Below are 17,477 nucleotides of genomic sequence, written 5' to 3'. Positions count from 1 at the left end.
CCGCAATTGACGCCTTATCGGAAAGAAACGGACGCCCTCCGGGGAGTTGTGCACAACGCCTCACCGGAAGGCCCCGGACGGCCCTCAGCGGACCCTGGCACGCGTCGCCGTGAGCAGATACGTGCAGAGCAGAGCGGTCAGCGACAACATCAGCGCGCCGCCCACGGGTTGAGCGATCATGCGCACTCCCGCCGCCAGATACCGCTCGGCACCGAACGGCCACTGCACCAGAGCGAGGTCCCTGAGCCGCGCGGGAAGTCCGGCCGCTGATCGCACAGACGGCCCCTCGACGGCTTTCTGTACGAGGGGTACGACGACGATCGGCACCGCGAGCACCGCGGCGAGGCCGGCCGCCGTGGAGCGGAAGACACCCGCGGCCAGCACCCCGGCCCAGGCGCAGCCCGTCACCAGGGCCACCCAACTCGCGCCCAAGGAAAGCCAGTCGGCGGGAACCTTTGTGAGCTCGTCTCCGTATACAAGGTGGAGCAGCGCGGCGTCGGAGGCCACCGCGACGATGCTCAGGAGCAGTGCGGTGGCGGCCGCGACGAGCAGTTTGGCGCCGAGCAGCCCGAGGCGGCGCGGGACGGTGCCCCGGTCCGCGGCGAGCGCGGGGTGGCGGAACTCGTCGCCGAAGGCGAGGGCTCCCAGCAGCCCGGCGCCAAGGGCCGCGGGGGGCAGGGGGAGTTCGTGCGGCCAGGCCGCGAGGAGGCGCGGCTGTGGCGTGTGTCCGGTCCGCGCCAGGAGGACGCAGAGCAGGGCGGAGCCGGCGAGGACGGCGGCCAGGGTGAAGTAGCCCGCGCCGACGCCCAGCAGACGACGCACTTCGTAGCGCAAGGGGTTGAGGGGGCTTCGGCTGGGGCGGACGGTGATGGGGGGCGGCAGGGGGGACAGCGCGCCTCGCGGGGCATGCGGGGCGTGCGCGGTGTGCGCGGTGTGCGCGACCTCGGAGAGCGGGACCGTGTCGTCGCCTTCGACTGGGAGCGGGAGTGTGAGCGAAAGGGCTTCTTGCGGGGCCCTGGCGGGGAGCCCGGGGTCGGGGTCGGCGCCGGGTGCAGTGTCGCGCGCGGTGCCGAGTGCGGTGCCGAGTGCGGTGCCGCGCGCGGTGCCGAGTGCGGTGCCGAGTGCGGTGTCGGGTTCGGTGGAGGCAGCGACCGTGATGGCGGTGCGGGGTGGCTCCGCGGGCTCCGGCTGCTGCGGGCCCGTGTCGCCGATTTCGTCGGCGAGTTGGTGGACGAGGATGCCGTGCCGGTACGCGGTCTCCCCCACGTCGGCGCAGTTGCTTCCGTACACGGAGAGCCTGTTGCCGTCCTCCGTCACCACCTCGATCGAGCGTCGGCCCGCGCGTGCCTCTTTGGTGAGCAGGGCGCCGAGGCGGGCGGCGTGCGGGCTCCGGACGGCGACGCGGGGGCGGAGCCTGGTCCGGGCGAAGTCCGCGGCCTCCTGGTCGGCGACCAGCCGTCCCGACTCCAGAGTGACGACGCGGTCGGCGGTCCGGGCGGCCTCCTTGGAATCGTCGGTGGTGAACAGGACCGTGCCGCCGCGGTCGGCGTGGGCCCGCAGGATTCCGTGCAGCCACGCGCTCTCGCGGGCCGAGAGACCATCACCGGGCCCGTCCAGGACGAGGGCGTGCGGGTCGGCGAGCAGCGCACACGCGAGCCCCAGACGGCGGTCCATGCCGCGTGAGAGGGTGCCGAGGCGCTCCTCCCTGAGGCTGACGAGTCCGACGACCTCCAGGACGTCGTCGGCGCGCCCGGCGGGCACGCCCACGGCCGCGCAGAGCATGCGCAGATGGCCGCGGACCGAGCGGGCGGGGTGCCCGGGGACCTCGCCGAGGAGGACGCCCACCTCGCGCGAGGGCCGGGCGATGCGGTGCAGTGGGCGGCCTCTGAAGTAGGTGATTCCACGGCCTTGTTGGAGTTCGAGCATCAGCCGCAGCACCGTGGTCGCGTCGGCGGTGTCGGCGTCGAGCAGCGCCGTCACGCGGCCGGTGCGCGCCTCGAAGGACACGTCGTCCACGGCGGGCGGGAGCTCCTGGCGGGGGTTGCTGGTCAGTCCGATGGCCTGGATCATCGCTTCTCTCGCAGGATGTGCGACCGCTCGGCGGCCGGGGCCCGTCCGCCGGATCGGGGACGGACGAACCCCGTGGGTACTGCAGCAAGATAACGCGACATTTACGGCTTTTCGGTCAGGGCTTGGGCCAGTTGTGTCCCTGCTGGACCGGCGTCAGACCTCGGGGCGCAGCATCGGCGGGTTGAGAAGCGTCGCGCCGCCGGCGCGGAAGAGCTGGGCGGGGCGGCCGCCCTGCCGGGTGGTGGTCCCGCCGGTGGGCACGAGGAAGCCCGGCGTGCCGGTGACCTTGCGGTGGAAGTTGCGCGGGTCGAGGACGACGCCCCAGACCGCCTCGTACACCCGCCGCAACTCGCCGACGGTGAACTCCGGCGGGCAGAACGCGGTGGCCAGCGAGGAGTACTCGATCTTGGAGCGGGCGCGCTCCACGCCGTCCGCGAGGATCTGGGCGTGGTCGAAGGCGAGTGGCGCGGCCTGTTCGTCCTCGCGGCCGTAGCCCCCCTGCTGGAGCAGGGCCTCGACCGGGGCCCAGCGGGCGCTGTGGGCGTCGCCGCCGGCCCGGGGCGCGGGCAGGTCGGGCGCGAGGGCGAGGTGGGCCACGCTGACCACGCGCATGCGCGGGTCGCGCTTGGGGTCGCCGTAGGTGGCGAGCTGTTCGAGATGCGCTCCGTTGGCCTGGGCGGGTGCGTCGGGGTCGTGGGCGCACAGGCCCGTTTCCTCGATCAGCTCGCGCGCGGCCGCCGCCGACAGGTCCTCATCGGCTCGTACGAAACCTCCGGGGAGCGCCCAACGCCCCTGGAACGGCTGCTCACCCCGCCGCACGGCCAGTGCGCAGAGCGCGTGCCGGCGCACGGTCAGCACGACCAGGTCGACGGTGACTGCGAAGGGCGGGAAGGCCGACGGGTCGTAGGGCGACATGCCGCGATCATAGTCGTCTGCCTGACGATAAACACCTCCTTCGCCCATTGCTGCACGGTTCGGGGCGCCGGGGGCACCCGGCCGTTCCTCCGCGCGCCGCCGCGTGGTTCGGCGGGGTCACACCCCCAACTGCAGCCCGTCGGCCGCCTCCTCGACCATGGCGAGACCGAGCCTGGTGACCCGCACGGAGAACGGGGCACCCGCGACGCTCAGCGCGCTCAGCCCCAGCTCGCCCAGCGGGGCGCTGCGGACCGGGGTCAGCTTCACCGTGCGGGCGGGCGCGTCGGGCCGGATCCCCGCGAGTGCCACGAGGACGTGCACCCCGGCGGCCGCGGCGGTGGCGGCCGGGCGGCAGGCGGCCGGGTGCGGCAGCGGAGCCCCGCCTTCGGTGCGCTGCTCCCCCGCGTACATCTCCGGGAGCCGGTGGTCGAAGGACTCGGCCGCGCGGAGCAGGCCGCGCAGCAGCGAGTCGGCCTCCTTCTCGTATCCCGCCGCGGCCAGTCCCGAGACGGCGACCGCCGTCTCGTGCACGCGGACCGCTCCTCCCCGGTGTCCGAACGGGTTGTACGCGGCCTCCTTCGCGCCGAGACTGCGCAGCCCCCACCCGGAGTCCATGGCGGGGCCGCCGAGGAGCCGGGCGAGTTGTTCGGTCCTGACCTTGTCGAGCAGTCCGGGGGCGTGGGTGCCGGATCCGAGCAGGCCGGTGTCCAGGAGGTGGGCCGCTCCGCCGGTGAGGTGGGGCACGGGCCGTCCGTCGGCGAGGCGGGCGGCGGCGGGTCTGCCGCCGGCCCGGTCCTCCACCCAGAACTCGTCCTGGAACGCGGACCGCAGCCGTGCTGCCCACTGCCGCAGTCCGGTGGGGTCCGCGCGGCCGTGCGCGTCGAGCAGGTCGGCGCCGAGGAGCGCGGCGCGGTGGGCGAGGGCCTGGATCTCGCCGCGCGCGAGTCCACCCGGGCGGGCGTCGGACAGGAACGTGCCGTCGCCGACCGAGGTGCGCAGCCATCGCAGGCACCGCTCCGCGGCAGGCAGCAGCTCCTCGACCTCGGGCTCGGGGAGCCCCCAGCGCCACGCCTCCGCGAGGAGCACCGGGAAGAGCAGGGTCGCCTCGGTGCCCGTGCAGCCGGGTGGCAGGTGCGGTCCGGCGTCCCGCAATGGCCCGGGGATCATGCCGGAGCGGGGGCCAGCTTCCGTGAGCTGGCTGCGGGCGAGGGTGCGCAGCGTCCCGGTGGCGATGCGGGTGCCCAGCGGCAGCGCCATGCGGGCGGCGGCCAGCGCCTCGGCCGGCGCGAGTCCGCAGCGCCACGGCGCCCCCGCGGCCGGATACAGGTCGGTCGGATGCCGGGGGTCGCGCAGCAGCAGCGCCTGCAGATCCTCGACGGACCGGGCGAGGAGCGGTTGGACCCGCGGGTCGTCCCCGACGGCCCGTGCCCCGGATCCCGAGCGCGACGCGCCGTGGGCCGCGGCCCGGACCGGCCCGGCGCCGTCGGGTCGCACCCGCAGCTCCACACTGCGGGAGGCGCCCGGCGGCAGGTGCATCTCCCAGCGCAGCAGGCCCGCGGAGGCAAGGGCGTCCGCGGGCGCGGGGTCGGCCGTGACGAGGCAGTGGGCCGTGGCGGAGGACCAGCGCATGCCGGAGTCGTGCACGGTGGCGGGCAGTTCGGGGCCGGCTCTGCCCGAGGCGACCGCGCCGACCTCGGCGAGGTCCGTGCCGAGTGAGACTTCGAGGGGCAGCCGGAGGGGGCGCCCGGACGCGCTGTGCAGTGTGATGCGCTCCGTGCCGTCGGCGTGGCGGATCCGCTCGACGACGATCTCGGGGTCCGGGCCGCTGTCCGTCGACAGGCGCAGCGTCGCGACGAAGCGGGCGCTGTCGGCGGACAACATGCGGGCCTGCACGGCGACCGGCTCGCGTCCCGCCACGCGCACCTGGCATCGGGACAGGGTGCGGCGCCCCGCGCGGTAGAAACCCTCCAGTCCTCGGCCGGTCAGTTGCCCCTGGTCGGTCGAGATCGCGAAGGCGGGCAGGGCGACGCAGGTCAGCACGGCGTGCGCGGGCGGGAGCTCGCCGGGGCCGCGCGGCACGGGGGCCGGGGGCAGAGCCGGTGCCGGTCCGCCGGAGAAGGGGGCGGGGGCCGACGGGGCTCGCCGGCGCCCCTCTCTGTCGAAGACGGAAGACGGAGCGGGAAGAGACATGGGCAGCTTCTTCTGCGTTGTCTGCGCTACGGGAGGTCGGGGGCGGTGCGGCGGCGCGACCCGCCTGCGGGTACCGCCACTCAGGTGAACGGGCCGACCCGGCCCCAAGTAACGCCCCCTGGCAGGAAGCCGACCATCTGGCCCAGCACCGGAACCGTGCGCTCACTGGTCGTCCCTCGCGCCGCGCCTGGTGGTGTGGCGACGATTTCGCGGGCCTTGGCCCTGGCCACCGGGGCTTCGCGGACCGCCGACTGTCCGAGGGCCGCCGGAAGCCCGGGGTCCGTCGCCCGCCGCCGGGCGGTGCGGCCGTCGGCGGCGGCGCCGGGGAGAAGCGTCTTCCGGTGTCTCGGGGGCCGGGGCGCCCGGCGCCGCCTCGCCGCCGCGTTCGTCGCGCCTCCTGCGCAGGCAGCGGCGGATCGACTCGGGGTCCAAGTCTTCGTTGCAGGCGCGGTTGAGGAGCACGGCGAAGGTGTAGTCGGCGTCGGCGCGCAGCGCCATGTCGAGGGCCTCCTGGCCTTCCGCGAGGTCTCCGAGGGACCAGGCGACCCAGCCGGCGAGGGCCAGCGGCGCGGCCGCGTGCTCTGCGTACGCACCGACGCAGCGCCTGGCCAGGGCCCTCCAGAGGCGCAGCGCGGGCGGCCCGTCGGCGCCCTCCATCCATTCCGCCGCGCGGTCGCGGGTCTCCCTGTCCTGGAGGCCGAGGAGCAGGGCGGCTGCTTCGTCGTGCGCGATCAGCTCGTCGTCCCTGTTGTCCGCGTCGAGGAGATGGGGCAGTGCGGGAGCGGCCATCAGCCGTGCCATGATCCGGCGGGCCAGGTCGAGTGTCTCGGCGGCGACTCCGTGGACCTCCTGATCGCCTCCGTCGTCTTCGAGGCCCTCCTCGCTCAGCATTCTGGGAACGAGTTCGCGTGCTGCCGCGTCGAGCGCTCGCTCCTGGTCCGTCGCCGCGGCGGTGTTCCAAGGGGTCAGCCGTCCCCTGATCTCGCTCTGCGTGGCGCTCGCCCGGACGCCCATGTAGGTCGCGGCGGCGGCCAGAACCGAGGTGCCCGGCCTGAGCAGAGGGGTGCCCTCCGGCGGACAGCAGCGGGTGTCCGGGCAGCAGTACGTCCAGAAGCGGCCTGCCGAGATGCACACGACTTCGAGCACCGGGACGTCGAGGCGGCCGCACGCTGTCCGCAGCACCTGGGCCAGCGGCCGCAGGCGCGCCACGACCTGCTGTCCGGTCTCCGCGCCGACGGGCTCCTGACAGAGGAAGGCGACGATCCCGTCGGGGCGCTCTCCCCTCCTCTCGCATCCGCTCACCAGGCACTGCGCCAGCTGCTCCGCGACGCAGGGCCAGTCCCCCGCGCGCTCGGGGACGCCGAGGCGCACACGGCCGCCGAACCGCCCCCGCTCGCCGTGCAGGGCGATGAGCACGACGCTTTCCTCGGGCTTGAATCCGAGCAAGTACGGCAAGGCGTCCGCCAGTTCGGCCGGGGTGCGCAGGGTGACCACCGGCTCGTCGAGCGAGTCGGCTGCTTCGCTGTGATTCGTCATGCGCCGACTCTCCCGCGGATCGCGGGATTCCTGTTGGCCTTGTGGATAACCCCGGTCAGGGGCACGCCAATGGTTATCCACAGGCTCAGCGAACTCGCCCGCTCCGGCGTCAAGATGTGTCTCACACCAGCGCTCGGCTGACCGGCCGACCCAACCAGCCATGAGGCTATTTAGGTTAGGCTAAGCTAAGGTCAATTCGCAGTTCGGACCCAGCGGTGCGCGCGTCTTCAGGGGAGGGAAATCACCCATGGGCCTACCCGCCATCGGCTCCTACCCGATGCCGGACCGCACCGCCCTCCCCCAGTCGCATGTCTCCTGGAGGATCGATCCGGTGCGTGCCGCGCTGTTGGTCCACGACATGCAGAACCACTTCGTGGGCGCGTTCCCCACGGGGCGTTCCCCGGTGGTGGAGCTCGTCGACAACATCGCCACGCTCAGGGAACTCGCGGCGACCCTGGGCATACCTGTGGTCTTCAGCGCGGAGCCGGCCGAGCAGGGTCCCGGGCAGCGAGGGCTCGTCGCCGACATGTGGGGGCCGGGCATCGGGGACGAGCCGGGCGCCGCCGCCATCGTCGCGCCGCTCACCCCCCGGCCCGGCGAGCACCTGTTGTCGAACGTGCGCCACAACGCCTTCCTGCGCAGCCACCTCGGCAGGTTGCTGCGGTCGAAGGGCCGCGACCAGCTGATCATCTGCGGGGTGTACGCACACCTGGGGGTTCTGCTGACCGCGGCGGACGCCTTCATGAACGACATACAGCCGTTCATCGTCGCCGACGCGGTGGCCGACCTCTCCGCCGAGGAACACACGTTGGCGCTTCGCTGGGCGGCACGCACCGGCATGGTCTGCACGACGGACGGCCTGCTGCGCGGCCTGCTCCTGCACAGGGAGCCGAACCACGCCTGAGACAGGCCGAGACACGCAGGGCGCACGGACAGACGGACAGACGGACACCACGAGAGACGGAGACCATGACAGTACGGGCCGCGGTGGCCGGAGCCAGTGGCTATGCCGGCGGGGAGATCCTCCGCCTGCTGTTGTCGCATCCGGAGGTCGAGATCGGCGCGGTGACCGCGCACAGCAGCGCGGGACGGCGACTCGGGGACGTACAACCGCACCTGTCCGCCGTCGTGGACCGGACCCTGGAGGAGACGTCGGCCGCGTCCCTGCGCGGCCACGACGTGGTGTTCCTCGCGCTGCCGCACGGCCAGTCCGCCGCACTGGCGCGCCAGTTGGAGGCGAGCACGCTCGTCGTGGACTGCGGGGCGGATTTCCGGCTGCGGGACCCGGCCGACTGGGAGCGGTTCTACGGCTCCCCGCATGCCGGGACCTGGCCCTATGGGCTCCCCGAACTGCCGGGAGCGCGGAAGGCGTTGAAGGGAGCCGACCGCGTCGCCGTGCCGGGCTGCTATCCGACGGCGGTGACCCTGGCGCTCTTCCCGGCCTTCCTGGCACGGCTGGTGGAGCCGGAAGCCGTCGTCGTCGCTGCCAGCGGCACGTCGGGGGCGGGCCGGGTGGCCAAGCCCCACCTGGTCGGTTCCGAGGTGATGGGCTCGATGACGCCCTACGGAGTCGGCGGCGGCCACCGACACACTCCGGAGCTGACGCAGAACCTGTCCCACGTCGCGGGTGAGCGCGTGACCGTGTCCTTCACCCCGACCCTGGCACCGATGCCCCGGGGCATCCTGGCGACCTGCTCGGCGCGCCTGCGCCCGGGCATACCGGCCGACACCGCCGAGGACGAGGTGCGTGCCGCCTATGAAAACGCCTACGCCGACGAGCCTTTCGTACGCCTGTTGCCGCCCGGCGCCTGGCCGTCGACGGGCGCCGTCCTCGGTTCCAACACCGCCCAGCTGCAGGTGGCGGTGGACACGGCCGCTCGTCGCGTCGTCTGTGTCAGCGCCATCGACAACCTGACCAAGGGCACCGCGGGTGGCGCGGTGCAGAGCATGAACGTCGCCCTCGGCCTTCCCGAAGGAACGGGCCTGCCCATGAACGGAGTGGCTCCGTGAGCGTGACCGCTGCCCGGGGGTTCCTCGCGAGCGGAGTCTCCGCCGGGATCAAGGAGTCCGGCGCCCCGGACCTGGCGCTGGTGGTGAACCGCGGCCCTTCGAGCACCGCGGCCGGCGTCTTCACGTCGAACCGCGTCCAGGCCGCACCCGTGCGCTGGTCCCGGCGCGCGCTCGCGGACGGCACGCTGACCGCGGTCGTCCTCAACTCCGGTGGCGCCAACGCCTGTACGGGCCCGGCGGGCGAAAACGACACCCGGGTGATGGCCGAGCGCACGGCGCGTGCGGTGGGCTCCGAACCCGGGCGGGTCGCGGTGTGTTCCACCGGGCTCATCGGTGTTCGGCTGCCGATGGAGCGCGTGACGGTCGGCATCGAAGCCGCCGCGGCACAGCTGTCGGAGGACGGCGGCGAGCCCGCCGCCGTGGCGATCAAGACGACCGACTCGGTCCACAAGACGGCGGTGGCCTCCGGCCCCGGCTGGACCGTGGGCGGCATGGCGAAGGGCGCGGGCATGCTGGCCCCCGGCCTCGCGACCATGCTGGTGGTCCTCACCACTGATGCCGACGTGACCGCCCCGGTGCTCGACTCCACGCTCAGGGAGGCGGTACGCACCACCTTCGACCGGGTGGACTCCGACGGCTGCATGTCCACCAACGACACCGTGCTGCTGCTCGCGTCGGGTGCCTCGGGGGTGCGGCCGGACCCGGCCGAGTTCACCGAGGCCGTGCACCGCGTCTGTCTCGACCTGGCGCTCCGGCTCGTCGCGGACGCGGAGGGCGCCTCCAAGGACATCGAAATACGTGTGGTCGGCGCCGCGTCCGAGCAGGATGCCGTGACGGTCGGCCGGTCGGTGGCCCGCAACAACCTCCTCAAGTGCGCCCTGCACGGCGAGGACCCGAACTGGGGCCGGGTCCTTTCGGCGATCGGCACGACCTCCGCCGTCTTCGACCCGGACCGCCTCGACGTGGCGATCAACGGCGTATGGGTGTGCCGGGACGGCGCGGCGGGCGAGCCGCGGGACCGGGTGGACCTGTCGGGGCGCCAGGTGACGGTCACCGTCGACCTGCGCTCGGGCGAGGCGTCGGCGACGATCTGGACGAACGACCTCACCGCGGCGTACGTCCACGAGAACAGCGCGTACAGCTCGTGAACGGAGTAGGGACAGACATGCGAACGGTCGTCAGGGAGCACGCGGGTCCTGCCTCGGACACGGATGCAGGCGCGGGTTCGGGCGCGGATTCGGGCGCGGGTTCGGGTGCGACGGATTCAGCCGTCGCCTCGCTGCTCCGGTCGGAGGCACCGCAAGGCTCCGGGGAACCGCAGGTCTCCGAGGAGCTGCGCGGCAGCGTGATCGTCGTGAAGTTCGGCGGTCACGCCATGGTGGACGCCGACCTGCAGCGGACCTTCGCGCGTGACGTCGTGGACCTGTGGCACGCGGGCCTGCGCCCCGTCGTCGTGCACGGGGGCGGCCCGCAGATCAACGCGATGCTCGACCGCCTCGGCCTGGAGACCCGGTTCGCGGCGGGCATGCGGGTGACCACGCCGGAGACCATGGAGGTGGTCCGCATGGTGCTGACCGGCCGGGTCCAGCGGGATCTGGTCGGCCACATCAACGCCCACGGGCCCTTCGCCGTGGGCATGACGGGCGAGGACGCGCACACGATGACGGCCGTGCGACGGTCCGCCCGGGTGGACGGCCGGCCGGTGGACATCGGCCTCGTCGGCGACATCGTGGACGTGAACACCGGCGCGGTGCGCACGCTTCTGGAGCAGGGGCACATACCGGTCGTCTCCCCCGTCGCACGCGGCAAGGACGGTCAGGTCTACAACGTCAACGCCGATCTCGCGGCGTCGGCCCTCGCCGTGGCCCTCGACGCCGAACGCCTGGTGATGCTCACCGACGTGGAGGGCCTGTACGCGAACTGGCCGCACAGCACCGAGGTGATCGAGCGCCTGACGGCCGATGCGCTGGACGGGCTGCTGCCGGAGCTGGCGAGCGGGATGCTGCCGAAGATGGAGGGGTGCCTGCGGGCCGTCCGCGGCGGCGTGCGCAAGGCGCACGTCCTCGACGGGCGGGTGCCGCACGCGGTGTTGCGGGGCATCCTGGACAGGACCAGCCCCGGCACGACCGTGGTTCCCGACAGCAGTACGGACCTCGCGGAGTGCGCTGTCTGAGCGCGTCGCGGACGAAGGAAGCAGACGAAGGACGAAGGCTCCCGTCCCGGGGTGTGATCCGGGACGGGAGCCGTACGTGTCGCGACGTGTCAGAGATGCCGCGCGAGTATCCGCGCGTTGCGCCGGGGGTCGAGGGAGCGTGTCCAGGACGGGGGCGCCAGGCGCGCGTCCGCGGGGGCGAAGCCGTACCGGAGGAAGAGGTCGCCACCGCCCGTCGTCGCCGTGAACAGGGCGGTGAGCGATTTGGCGTGCGCCACGGCCAGTACGGCGCGCAGCAGCCCCGCGCCCACTCCGCGGCCCTGCCGGTGCCCGGCCACGCAGAAGTTGTACAGGACGCCGGCGGCCCCACGGCCCTCCTCGCGGCCCTCCGCAGGCTCGGCCGGGTGCACGCGGAGGCCCACGCAGCCTTCAAGGGGGCTGCCCGGTACGTCCATCACGAGGAAGTCGGCGGCGTGGGCCGCGTAGAGCGAGGGCGGGCGCTCCCGCAGCGCACCGGAGCGCACGAAGGGCCGGGACAGGGCGACGAGCGCGGCGGCGTCCTCCTCACGGGCGGCGCGCACGGTGGGCATCCCCTCGGGGAGCTCGTGCCGCAGCGGGGCTGAGAGCTCGTACTGCGGCGGGGCTGGGCGCGGCGTAGCCGTGATCAAGGCTGTACCTTCCTCGGTGTTCCACGGTAGGAGAACGGCTCGTCGCCGTGTTTCACTGCCGTGTCACGTCAACGGGACAAGCGAGATAAGGCTAGCCTTACCTAACTAGCGAGTCCAGTTGGGGTGATCTTCCACCCCGACGGGCACGGCCGACCGGGGAGCACGAGGCAATCCCCGACGGGGAGCGCAGGGCATCGAGGGAGCACAGGTCCGAAAACAACGAAAGGCAAGAGGGTGTACTCACCTCTTGCCACTCTCAACTTATAGCGCACTGGGGGGCTTGCGGCAAGGCCCCGGTCGTCCCGGACAATCACTCGCCTAAGCCTGATCCTGGGCCTAGGCCTGATCCTGCGGATATCGGAGACCCCCCTGACCACCAGTGCGTTCAACCTGCCCGCCAACCTTTCGGCCAAGGCCGACCCGGCGCTGATCGGCCGCGACGAACAACACTTCGCCGCCATCGCGGAGAGCCTCGACCAAGCCATCGGCGAACTCTCCGGCCGTCTCGACGTCCTGCGCAAGGCGCCCGGCGGCATCGGCCGGGAGGCGATGGACCGGGACTCGGAGATCCACCGGCTGAGCAGCCGGCTGCGCACCCTGCGCCGCTTCGGTCTCGACCTGTGTCTGGGGCACGTCGTCACCACGGACGACGCCGACGCGGAGCCCCTCTACATCGGACGGCTCGGCCTCACCGACAGCGAGGGCAACCGGCTCCTCGTCGACTGGCGGTCGCCCGCGGCCGAGCCGTTCTTCGCGGCGACCCACGCCAACCCGATGGGTCTCGCGAGCCGCCGCAGGTACCGCTGGACCAGCGGCCGGATCAGCGACTACTGGGACGAGGTGTTCACGGCCGACGGCCTCGAACACCACGCCGCCCTCGACGACCAGTCCGCTTTCATCGCCAGCCTCGGCGGCAACCGGTCGGCCCGGATGCGCGACGTGCTCGGCACCATCCAGGCCGACCAGGACGCCATCATCCGCGCGAGCTCCCGCGGCGCCCTCGTCGTCGACGGCGGTCCCGGCACCGGCAAGACCGTCGTCGCCCTGCACCGCTCCGCGTACCTCCTCTACTCCGACCCCCGCCTCGGCAAGAACCGCCGCGGCAGCGTGCTCTTCGTCGGGCCGCACGAGCCCTACCTCGGTTACGTCGCCGACGTCCTGCCCAGCCTGGGCGAGGAGGGCGTGCAGACCTGCACGCTGCGGGACCTTGTCGCCGAGGGCGCCGCGGCGGCCCCGGAGGCCGATCCCGCGGTGGCCCGCCTGAAGTCGTCGGCGGACATGGTGAAGGCGGTCGAGAAGGCCGTCGCGTTCTACGAGGAGCCGCCGACCGAGGCCGTCACGGTCAGGACACCCTGGTCCGAGGTGAGGGTGAGCAAAGCGGACTGGGCCGAGGCGTTCCGGGCACCGGGTCCGGCCACCGCGCACAACGAGGCGCGCGAGCTGATCTGGGAGGAGCTGGCCACGATCCTCATGGACAAGCAGGGCATGGACGAGGAGGAGGACGGCGTGTCCCCCGAGATGTTCCTGCGGTCGCTGCGGCAGGACAGGGAACTCGTCACGACCCTCAACCGCGCGTGGCCGCTGCTCGAAGCCGCCGATGTCGTCTCCGACCTGTGGACGGTCCCCGCGTATCTGCGGATGTGCGCGCCCTGGCTCGACCGTGACGACGTCATGCGGCTGCAGCGCAAGGACGCCCCTCAGGCCTGGACCGTGTCCGACCTGCCGATCCTGGACGCGGCGCGGCAGCGGCTCGGCGACCCGGCGGCCGCGCGGCGCAGGCGGCGGCACGACATCGCGGTCGCCGCCGAGCGCGAGCGCATGTCCGGCGTCATCGACCAGATCCTGGCGGCCGCCGACTTCGCCTCGGCCGGTGACGACAGCGAAGGCGCCGTGCGCATGCTGCACGGCAAGGACCTCCAGGACAGCCTGATCGACGAGAGCGCCCTGCCGACCGAGGACCCGGACCGGCTCGCGGGCCCGTTCGTGCACGTCGTCGTGGACGAGGCGCAGGAGCTGACCGACGCGGAGTGGCAGATGCTGCTGCTGCGCTGCCCGTCCCGGAGCTTCACCATCGTCGGCGACCGCGCCCAGGCGAGGCACGGCTTCACCGAGTCGTGGGAGGAGCGTCTGGCGCGAGCCGGGATCGACCGGATCACGATGGCTTCCCTGAGCATCAACTACCGCACGCCGGAAGAGGTCATGGCGGAGGCCGAGCCGGTCATCCGGGCCGAGCTCCCCGACGCGAACGTGCCGACGTCCATCCGCAGCAGCGGCGTCCCCGTCGTCCACGGGGCGGTCGTGGACCTGGAGTCGGTGCTCGACGACTGGCTCGCCGAGCACGAGGGCGGGGTGGCGTGCGTCATCGGCAACCCCGCGTTCCACGAGAAGTTCCAGGCTCCGCCGCGGGTGAGCTGCCTGACCCCCGAGCTGTCGAAGGGTCTTGAGTTCGACCTGGTCGTCCTCGTCGAGCCGGACACGTTCGGTGCGGGGATCGAGGGGGCGGTCGACCGCTATGTCGCGATGACGCGGGCGACCCGGCAACTCGTGATCCTCACCGGCTCCTGAGGTCAGGGGACGGCACGCCTACTCTCCCGTCGCGCGCCCGTCGACGTACGTCGCCGCCACCTCGATGGCACCGATGCGCGACGGGTCGACGCGGCGGGGGTCGTCGCCGAGCACGACCAGGTCGGCGCGCTTGCCCGGGGTGAGGCTGCCCAAAGTGTCCTCCCAGTGGCAGGCGTGGGCGCCGGCGACCGTGTAGGCGTGGAGGGCCTCATCGACCGTGATGCCCTCGTCCGGGCCGATCACCTGGCCCGACACGGAGGCGCGCTCGACCATGAACTGGACGGCGCGCAACGGGGAGCCGTCCGTGACGGGCCGGTCGGAGCTGCCGACGAGAGGGATGCCGTGATCGAGGAAGCCGCGGCCGCGGTAGAGCCAGGGTGCCCTTTCCTCACCCATGATCGCCGCGTAGTCGTCGCCGAAGTAGCGCAGGAAGTTGGGCTGGACGACCGCGGTGACGCCGAGCCGTGCGAAGCGCGGGAGCTGGTCGGGGCGGATCAGTCCGGCGTGCTCGACACGGTGCCGGGCCGCCGGGCGCGGCCGCAGGCGCTGGGCGCGCTCCAGGGCGTCCAGGGCGAGGTCGGCCGCGCGGTCGCCGATCGCGTGGACGGCGAGCTGCCAGCCCGCGAGGTGGCCGTCCACGATCGTGTCGGCGAGCGCCCGCGGGTCGTCCTGCAACTGGCCCGCGTGGTCGAGGCCTTCGTACGGACGGGTGAGCGCGGCGGTACGGGCCATCATGCCGCCGTCGGTGTAGATCTTGAGCGCGCCCACGGAGAGCCGGTCGTCGCCGAACCCGGTGCGCAGGCCGAGGTCGAGCGCCCTCGGGATGCCGTCGGCCGGGTGCGCGGCGACCGGGTTCAGCCGGTCCGCGGAGACCATGAGCTGGACGCGCAGCGGCAACAGGCCCTCATCGCGGGCCAGTTGGTAAGCGCCCAGCTCGACCGGGCTGTGGCCGAAGAGAGTACCGCCGATGCCCGCCTCGGCGCAGGCAGTGACGCCCTCGGCCAGACAGGTCCGGGCGGCGCGCCCGATCGCTTCGGCCAACTCGCGCTGGGAGTACGGTAGCCGCAGCGCGCGGGCGGCGCCCATCGCACCCTCGGCCAGGAAGCCGTTCTCGTGCGGGACATCGGCGGGGAGCAGGTCCAGTACAGCGGAGTTGACGACGCACCCGTGCCCGGAGTCGTGCAGCAGGAGGCCCTTGCGGCCGTGGCTGACCCGGTCCAGTTCGGCGGCGGTCAGATGGCGGCCGAGGGGCCGCTGGTCGTAGCCGGCGATGCTCAGCCAGGAGCCGGGGGCGCCCTCGCGGGCGGCCACCGCGTCCACCACGGCGAGCACGTCGTCGATCCGCGTGCGGCCCGCGACGCTCGCGGTGGTCTCCTTGAACCCGGTCCAGGCCAGGTGCACATGGGCGTCGACGAAGCCGGGCAGCACGGTGGCGCCCTGGAGGTCGATCACCTCGCGCGCGGGCAGCGAGGTCACGGCCTCGTCAAGGCCCGCGATCCGGCCCCGCCAGATGCCCAGGTCGTGGGCGACGGGGTGGTCCGGATCCATGGTGAGGAAGCGCGCGTTCGTCAGTCTGGTGCAGAGCATCGACGGTGTCCCTCCGCGGTGCGGAACGCGTACGGGGCGGGCGGGGCGCGCCGGGCGCGCGGGGCCCCGAGGAGGTCAGCCGTCCACGGAGGCCACGAGGGAACGCGGGCGCAGGTCGGTCCAGTTGGTCTCGATGTACGCCAGGCAGGCGTCCCGCGTGTTCTCCTCGAAGGCGATGGTCCACCCGCCGGGGACCTCGGCGAAGGACGGCCAGAGCGAGTGCTGCCCCTCGTCGTTCACCAGGACCAGGAAGCGGCCATCGGGGTCGTCGAAGGGGTTGGTGCTCATGTGTCGGTGCCTCCTTGGGCGGGACGTAGGTATCTTGGGCAGGACCGAGGGATTAGGTTAGGCTCCCCTAAATTAATGCGAGCTTAGCCTTTCTTCCTTCCCTCTCACAAGGAGACGTTCATGCGCCTGGCGGCCGACACGGACAGCGCCTTCGCCGAGTTCGGACTGGCCGGCGAACCCGGCACCGAGGCGTTCTGGGCGGCTGCTCGCACCCCCGTGTGCGTGCCCGCCGACGACGACGGGCACGGGGATGGTGTCGGGGACGGGAGCGGTGGCTGGAGGGCGCTTTTTCTGTGGCGTGGTTCCGCCGCGAGCGTCGTCTTCGAGAGCTGGTCGGAGCCGGTGCCCCTGCGCCGGTGGGCCGACACGGACTGCTGGTACGCGGAAGTGCGCATGCCCGCGCGGTTGCGGGTGACCTACCAGATCCTCGTGGACGGGGAGGCGCACGCCGACCCGTTCAACCCGGACGGCGCGGGCGGGGACCGGTCCATCGCCGCGACCCCGGACGCCCCGGCCCAGCCCCACTGGCCCTCCGTCGGCCCCGACGACATCCTGCCGCTGCCGAGCACCCGGATCCGGTGGGCCAGCCGGCGGCTCGGCGGGCGGCGTACCGTGCGGGTTCACGCGGCGGGCGGTGGCGGGCCGTTGGTCCTGCTGCTCGACGGGGACGACTGGCTGTACCTGCATCCGGCCATGACCGCGTTCGACGCGGCCGTCGCCGCCGGTGACATGCCTCCCGTCACCCTCGTCTTCCTGCCGGCCAAGGACCGGGAAGCCGAGTTCGCGTGCGATCCCGCGCTGTGGGAGGCCGTCCGGGACGAACTGCTGCCGCTGGTGGCGGAGTGCGGCGTGCATGTTGATTTGGAGCGGCTGGTGGTCGCCGGGCAGAGCCTCGGTGGGCTGAGCGCGGTGTACGCGGCGCTGGAGTTCCCGGAGTTGGTGTCTCGCGTCGCCTGCCAGTCGGGGTCGTTCTGGTGGACGCCGGATGCGGTGGGCTCGGCGGATCCGTTGGGCGGGCCGGTGGGGGGTGCGGTGGCCGCGCGGCTCGCGGAGGGGCGGTTCGACCTGTCCGGGCTGCGGGTCGCCTTCGACGTCGGGGAGCACGAGGTGCGGATGCTGCCTCACTGTGAGCTGACCGAGACGTTGGTTCGGGGGGCCGGGGCGGAGGTCAAGGTGTCTCGGGGGGCGGCGGGGCATGATCGGGTGGGGTGGCGGCATGCGTTGGTCAGGGATGTTGGTTGGGTGCTGGGCGCTTCGCTGGAGGGTGGGGGTGGGCTCGGGGGGCGGTGAGGCCTTTGCGTAGTTCCCCGCGCCCCCTTTCTGGACACGCCGCTGTTGCCCGTCTGCGGGCCGGTGGGGGCTTTTTTGCGCAGTTCCCCGCGCCCCTGACCGCGCCCATACCGCCGTCGCCCGTCTGCGGGCCGGTGGGGGTTTGTCGCGCAGTTCCCCGCGCCCCTGGACAAGCGGCCCTCGTTCATCTGCGGGCCCGTGGGGGT

Annotated in this window: 13 protein-coding genes; 6 read left to right on the top strand and 7 right to left on the bottom strand. The window is 73.0% G+C overall.

Going from position 1 to position 17,477, the window contains the following annotated elements; all coding sequences use genetic code 11:
- Positions 1-84: 84 nt before the first annotated feature.
- From ACH4D5_RS22155 to ACH4D5_RS22140, 4 genes are all read right to left on the bottom strand, one after another.
- Complete coding sequence (locus tag ACH4D5_RS22155; protein ID WP_398305131.1) at positions 85-2,070, bottom strand: ATP-binding cassette domain-containing protein; 1,986 nt, start codon at positions 2,068-2,070, stop codon at positions 85-87.
- 153 nt (positions 2,071-2,223) lie between these two features.
- Complete coding sequence (locus tag ACH4D5_RS22150) at positions 2,224-2,985, bottom strand: NUDIX hydrolase (protein WP_362992694.1); 762 nt, start codon at positions 2,983-2,985, stop codon at positions 2,224-2,226.
- Between the two features lie 117 nt (positions 2,986-3,102).
- Entirely contained in the window at positions 3,103-5,175 is a 2,073-nt protein-coding gene (locus tag ACH4D5_RS22145; protein ID WP_398305128.1) for a glycogen debranching N-terminal domain-containing protein, read from the bottom strand.
- A 162-nt stretch (positions 5,176-5,337) separates the two neighbouring features.
- Entirely contained in the window at positions 5,338-6,711 is a 1,374-nt protein-coding gene (locus ACH4D5_RS22140; protein ID WP_398305125.1) for a DUF4192 domain-containing protein, read from the bottom strand.
- Positions 6,712-6,958: 247 nt separating this feature from the next.
- Between ACH4D5_RS22140 and ACH4D5_RS22135 the strand changes: the two genes are divergently transcribed.
- The 4 genes from ACH4D5_RS22135 (at position 6,959) to argB (ending at position 10,894) form a co-directional block, all read left to right on the top strand.
- Entirely contained in the window at positions 6,959-7,615 is a 657-nt protein-coding gene (locus tag ACH4D5_RS22135; RefSeq protein ID WP_398305122.1) for an isochorismatase family protein, read from the top strand.
- Between the two features lie 65 nt (positions 7,616-7,680).
- Complete coding sequence (gene argC / locus ACH4D5_RS22130) at positions 7,681-8,721, top strand: N-acetyl-gamma-glutamyl-phosphate reductase (protein ID WP_398305120.1); 1,041 nt, start codon at positions 7,681-7,683, stop codon at positions 8,719-8,721.
- Positions 8,718-9,869, top strand: a complete 1,152-nt coding sequence (argJ, locus tag ACH4D5_RS22125) for a bifunctional glutamate N-acetyltransferase/amino-acid acetyltransferase ArgJ (protein WP_398305117.1) — start codon at positions 8,718-8,720, stop codon at positions 9,867-9,869. Before argC ends, argJ begins: the two co-directional genes overlap by 4 nt.
- A 17-nt stretch (positions 9,870-9,886) precedes the next feature.
- Complete coding sequence (gene argB, locus ACH4D5_RS22120) at positions 9,887-10,894, top strand: acetylglutamate kinase (protein WP_398305114.1); 1,008 nt, start codon at positions 9,887-9,889, stop codon at positions 10,892-10,894.
- Positions 10,895-10,983: 89 nt separating this feature from the next.
- Here the strand turns inward: argB and ACH4D5_RS22115 are convergent, their stop codons facing one another.
- Complete coding sequence (locus ACH4D5_RS22115) at positions 10,984-11,541, bottom strand: GNAT family N-acetyltransferase (RefSeq protein ID WP_398305111.1); 558 nt, start codon at positions 11,539-11,541, stop codon at positions 10,984-10,986.
- Between the two features lie 354 nt (positions 11,542-11,895).
- Between ACH4D5_RS22115 and helR the strand changes: the two genes are divergently transcribed.
- Positions 11,896-14,106 carry an RNA polymerase recycling motor ATPase HelR gene (gene helR, locus ACH4D5_RS22110; RefSeq protein ID WP_398306022.1) on the top strand — a complete coding sequence of 737 codons (2,211 nt, stop codon included), beginning with the start codon at positions 11,896-11,898 and terminating at the stop codon, positions 14,104-14,106.
- Between the two features lie 18 nt (positions 14,107-14,124).
- Here helR and ACH4D5_RS22105 read toward each other — a convergent pair whose 3' ends face one another.
- Positions 14,125-15,693 carry an amidohydrolase gene (locus ACH4D5_RS22105; RefSeq protein WP_398305108.1) on the bottom strand — a complete coding sequence of 523 codons (1,569 nt, stop codon included), beginning with the start codon at positions 15,691-15,693 and terminating at the stop codon, positions 14,125-14,127.
- 75 nt (positions 15,694-15,768) lie between these two features.
- Positions 15,769-15,981 carry an MbtH family protein gene (locus tag ACH4D5_RS22100; protein ID WP_398305105.1) on the bottom strand — a complete coding sequence of 71 codons (213 nt, stop codon included), beginning with the start codon at positions 15,979-15,981 and terminating at the stop codon, positions 15,769-15,771.
- A 120-nt stretch (positions 15,982-16,101) separates the two neighbouring features.
- Here ACH4D5_RS22100 and ACH4D5_RS22095 point away from each other — a divergent pair, with 120 nt between their 5' ends.
- Entirely contained in the window at positions 16,102-17,271 is a 1,170-nt protein-coding gene (locus ACH4D5_RS22095; RefSeq protein ID WP_398305102.1) for an alpha/beta hydrolase-fold protein, read from the top strand.
- Positions 17,272-17,477 lie beyond the last annotated feature (206 nt).

The sequence above is a fragment of the Streptomyces sp. NPDC018029 genome (genome assembly GCF_044327655.1).
Classification (GTDB): domain Bacteria; phylum Actinomycetota; class Actinomycetes; order Streptomycetales; family Streptomycetaceae; genus Streptomyces.
The sequence above is the reverse complement of the archived record's forward strand: the minus strand, read 5'-3'. Positions and strand labels throughout refer to the sequence as shown.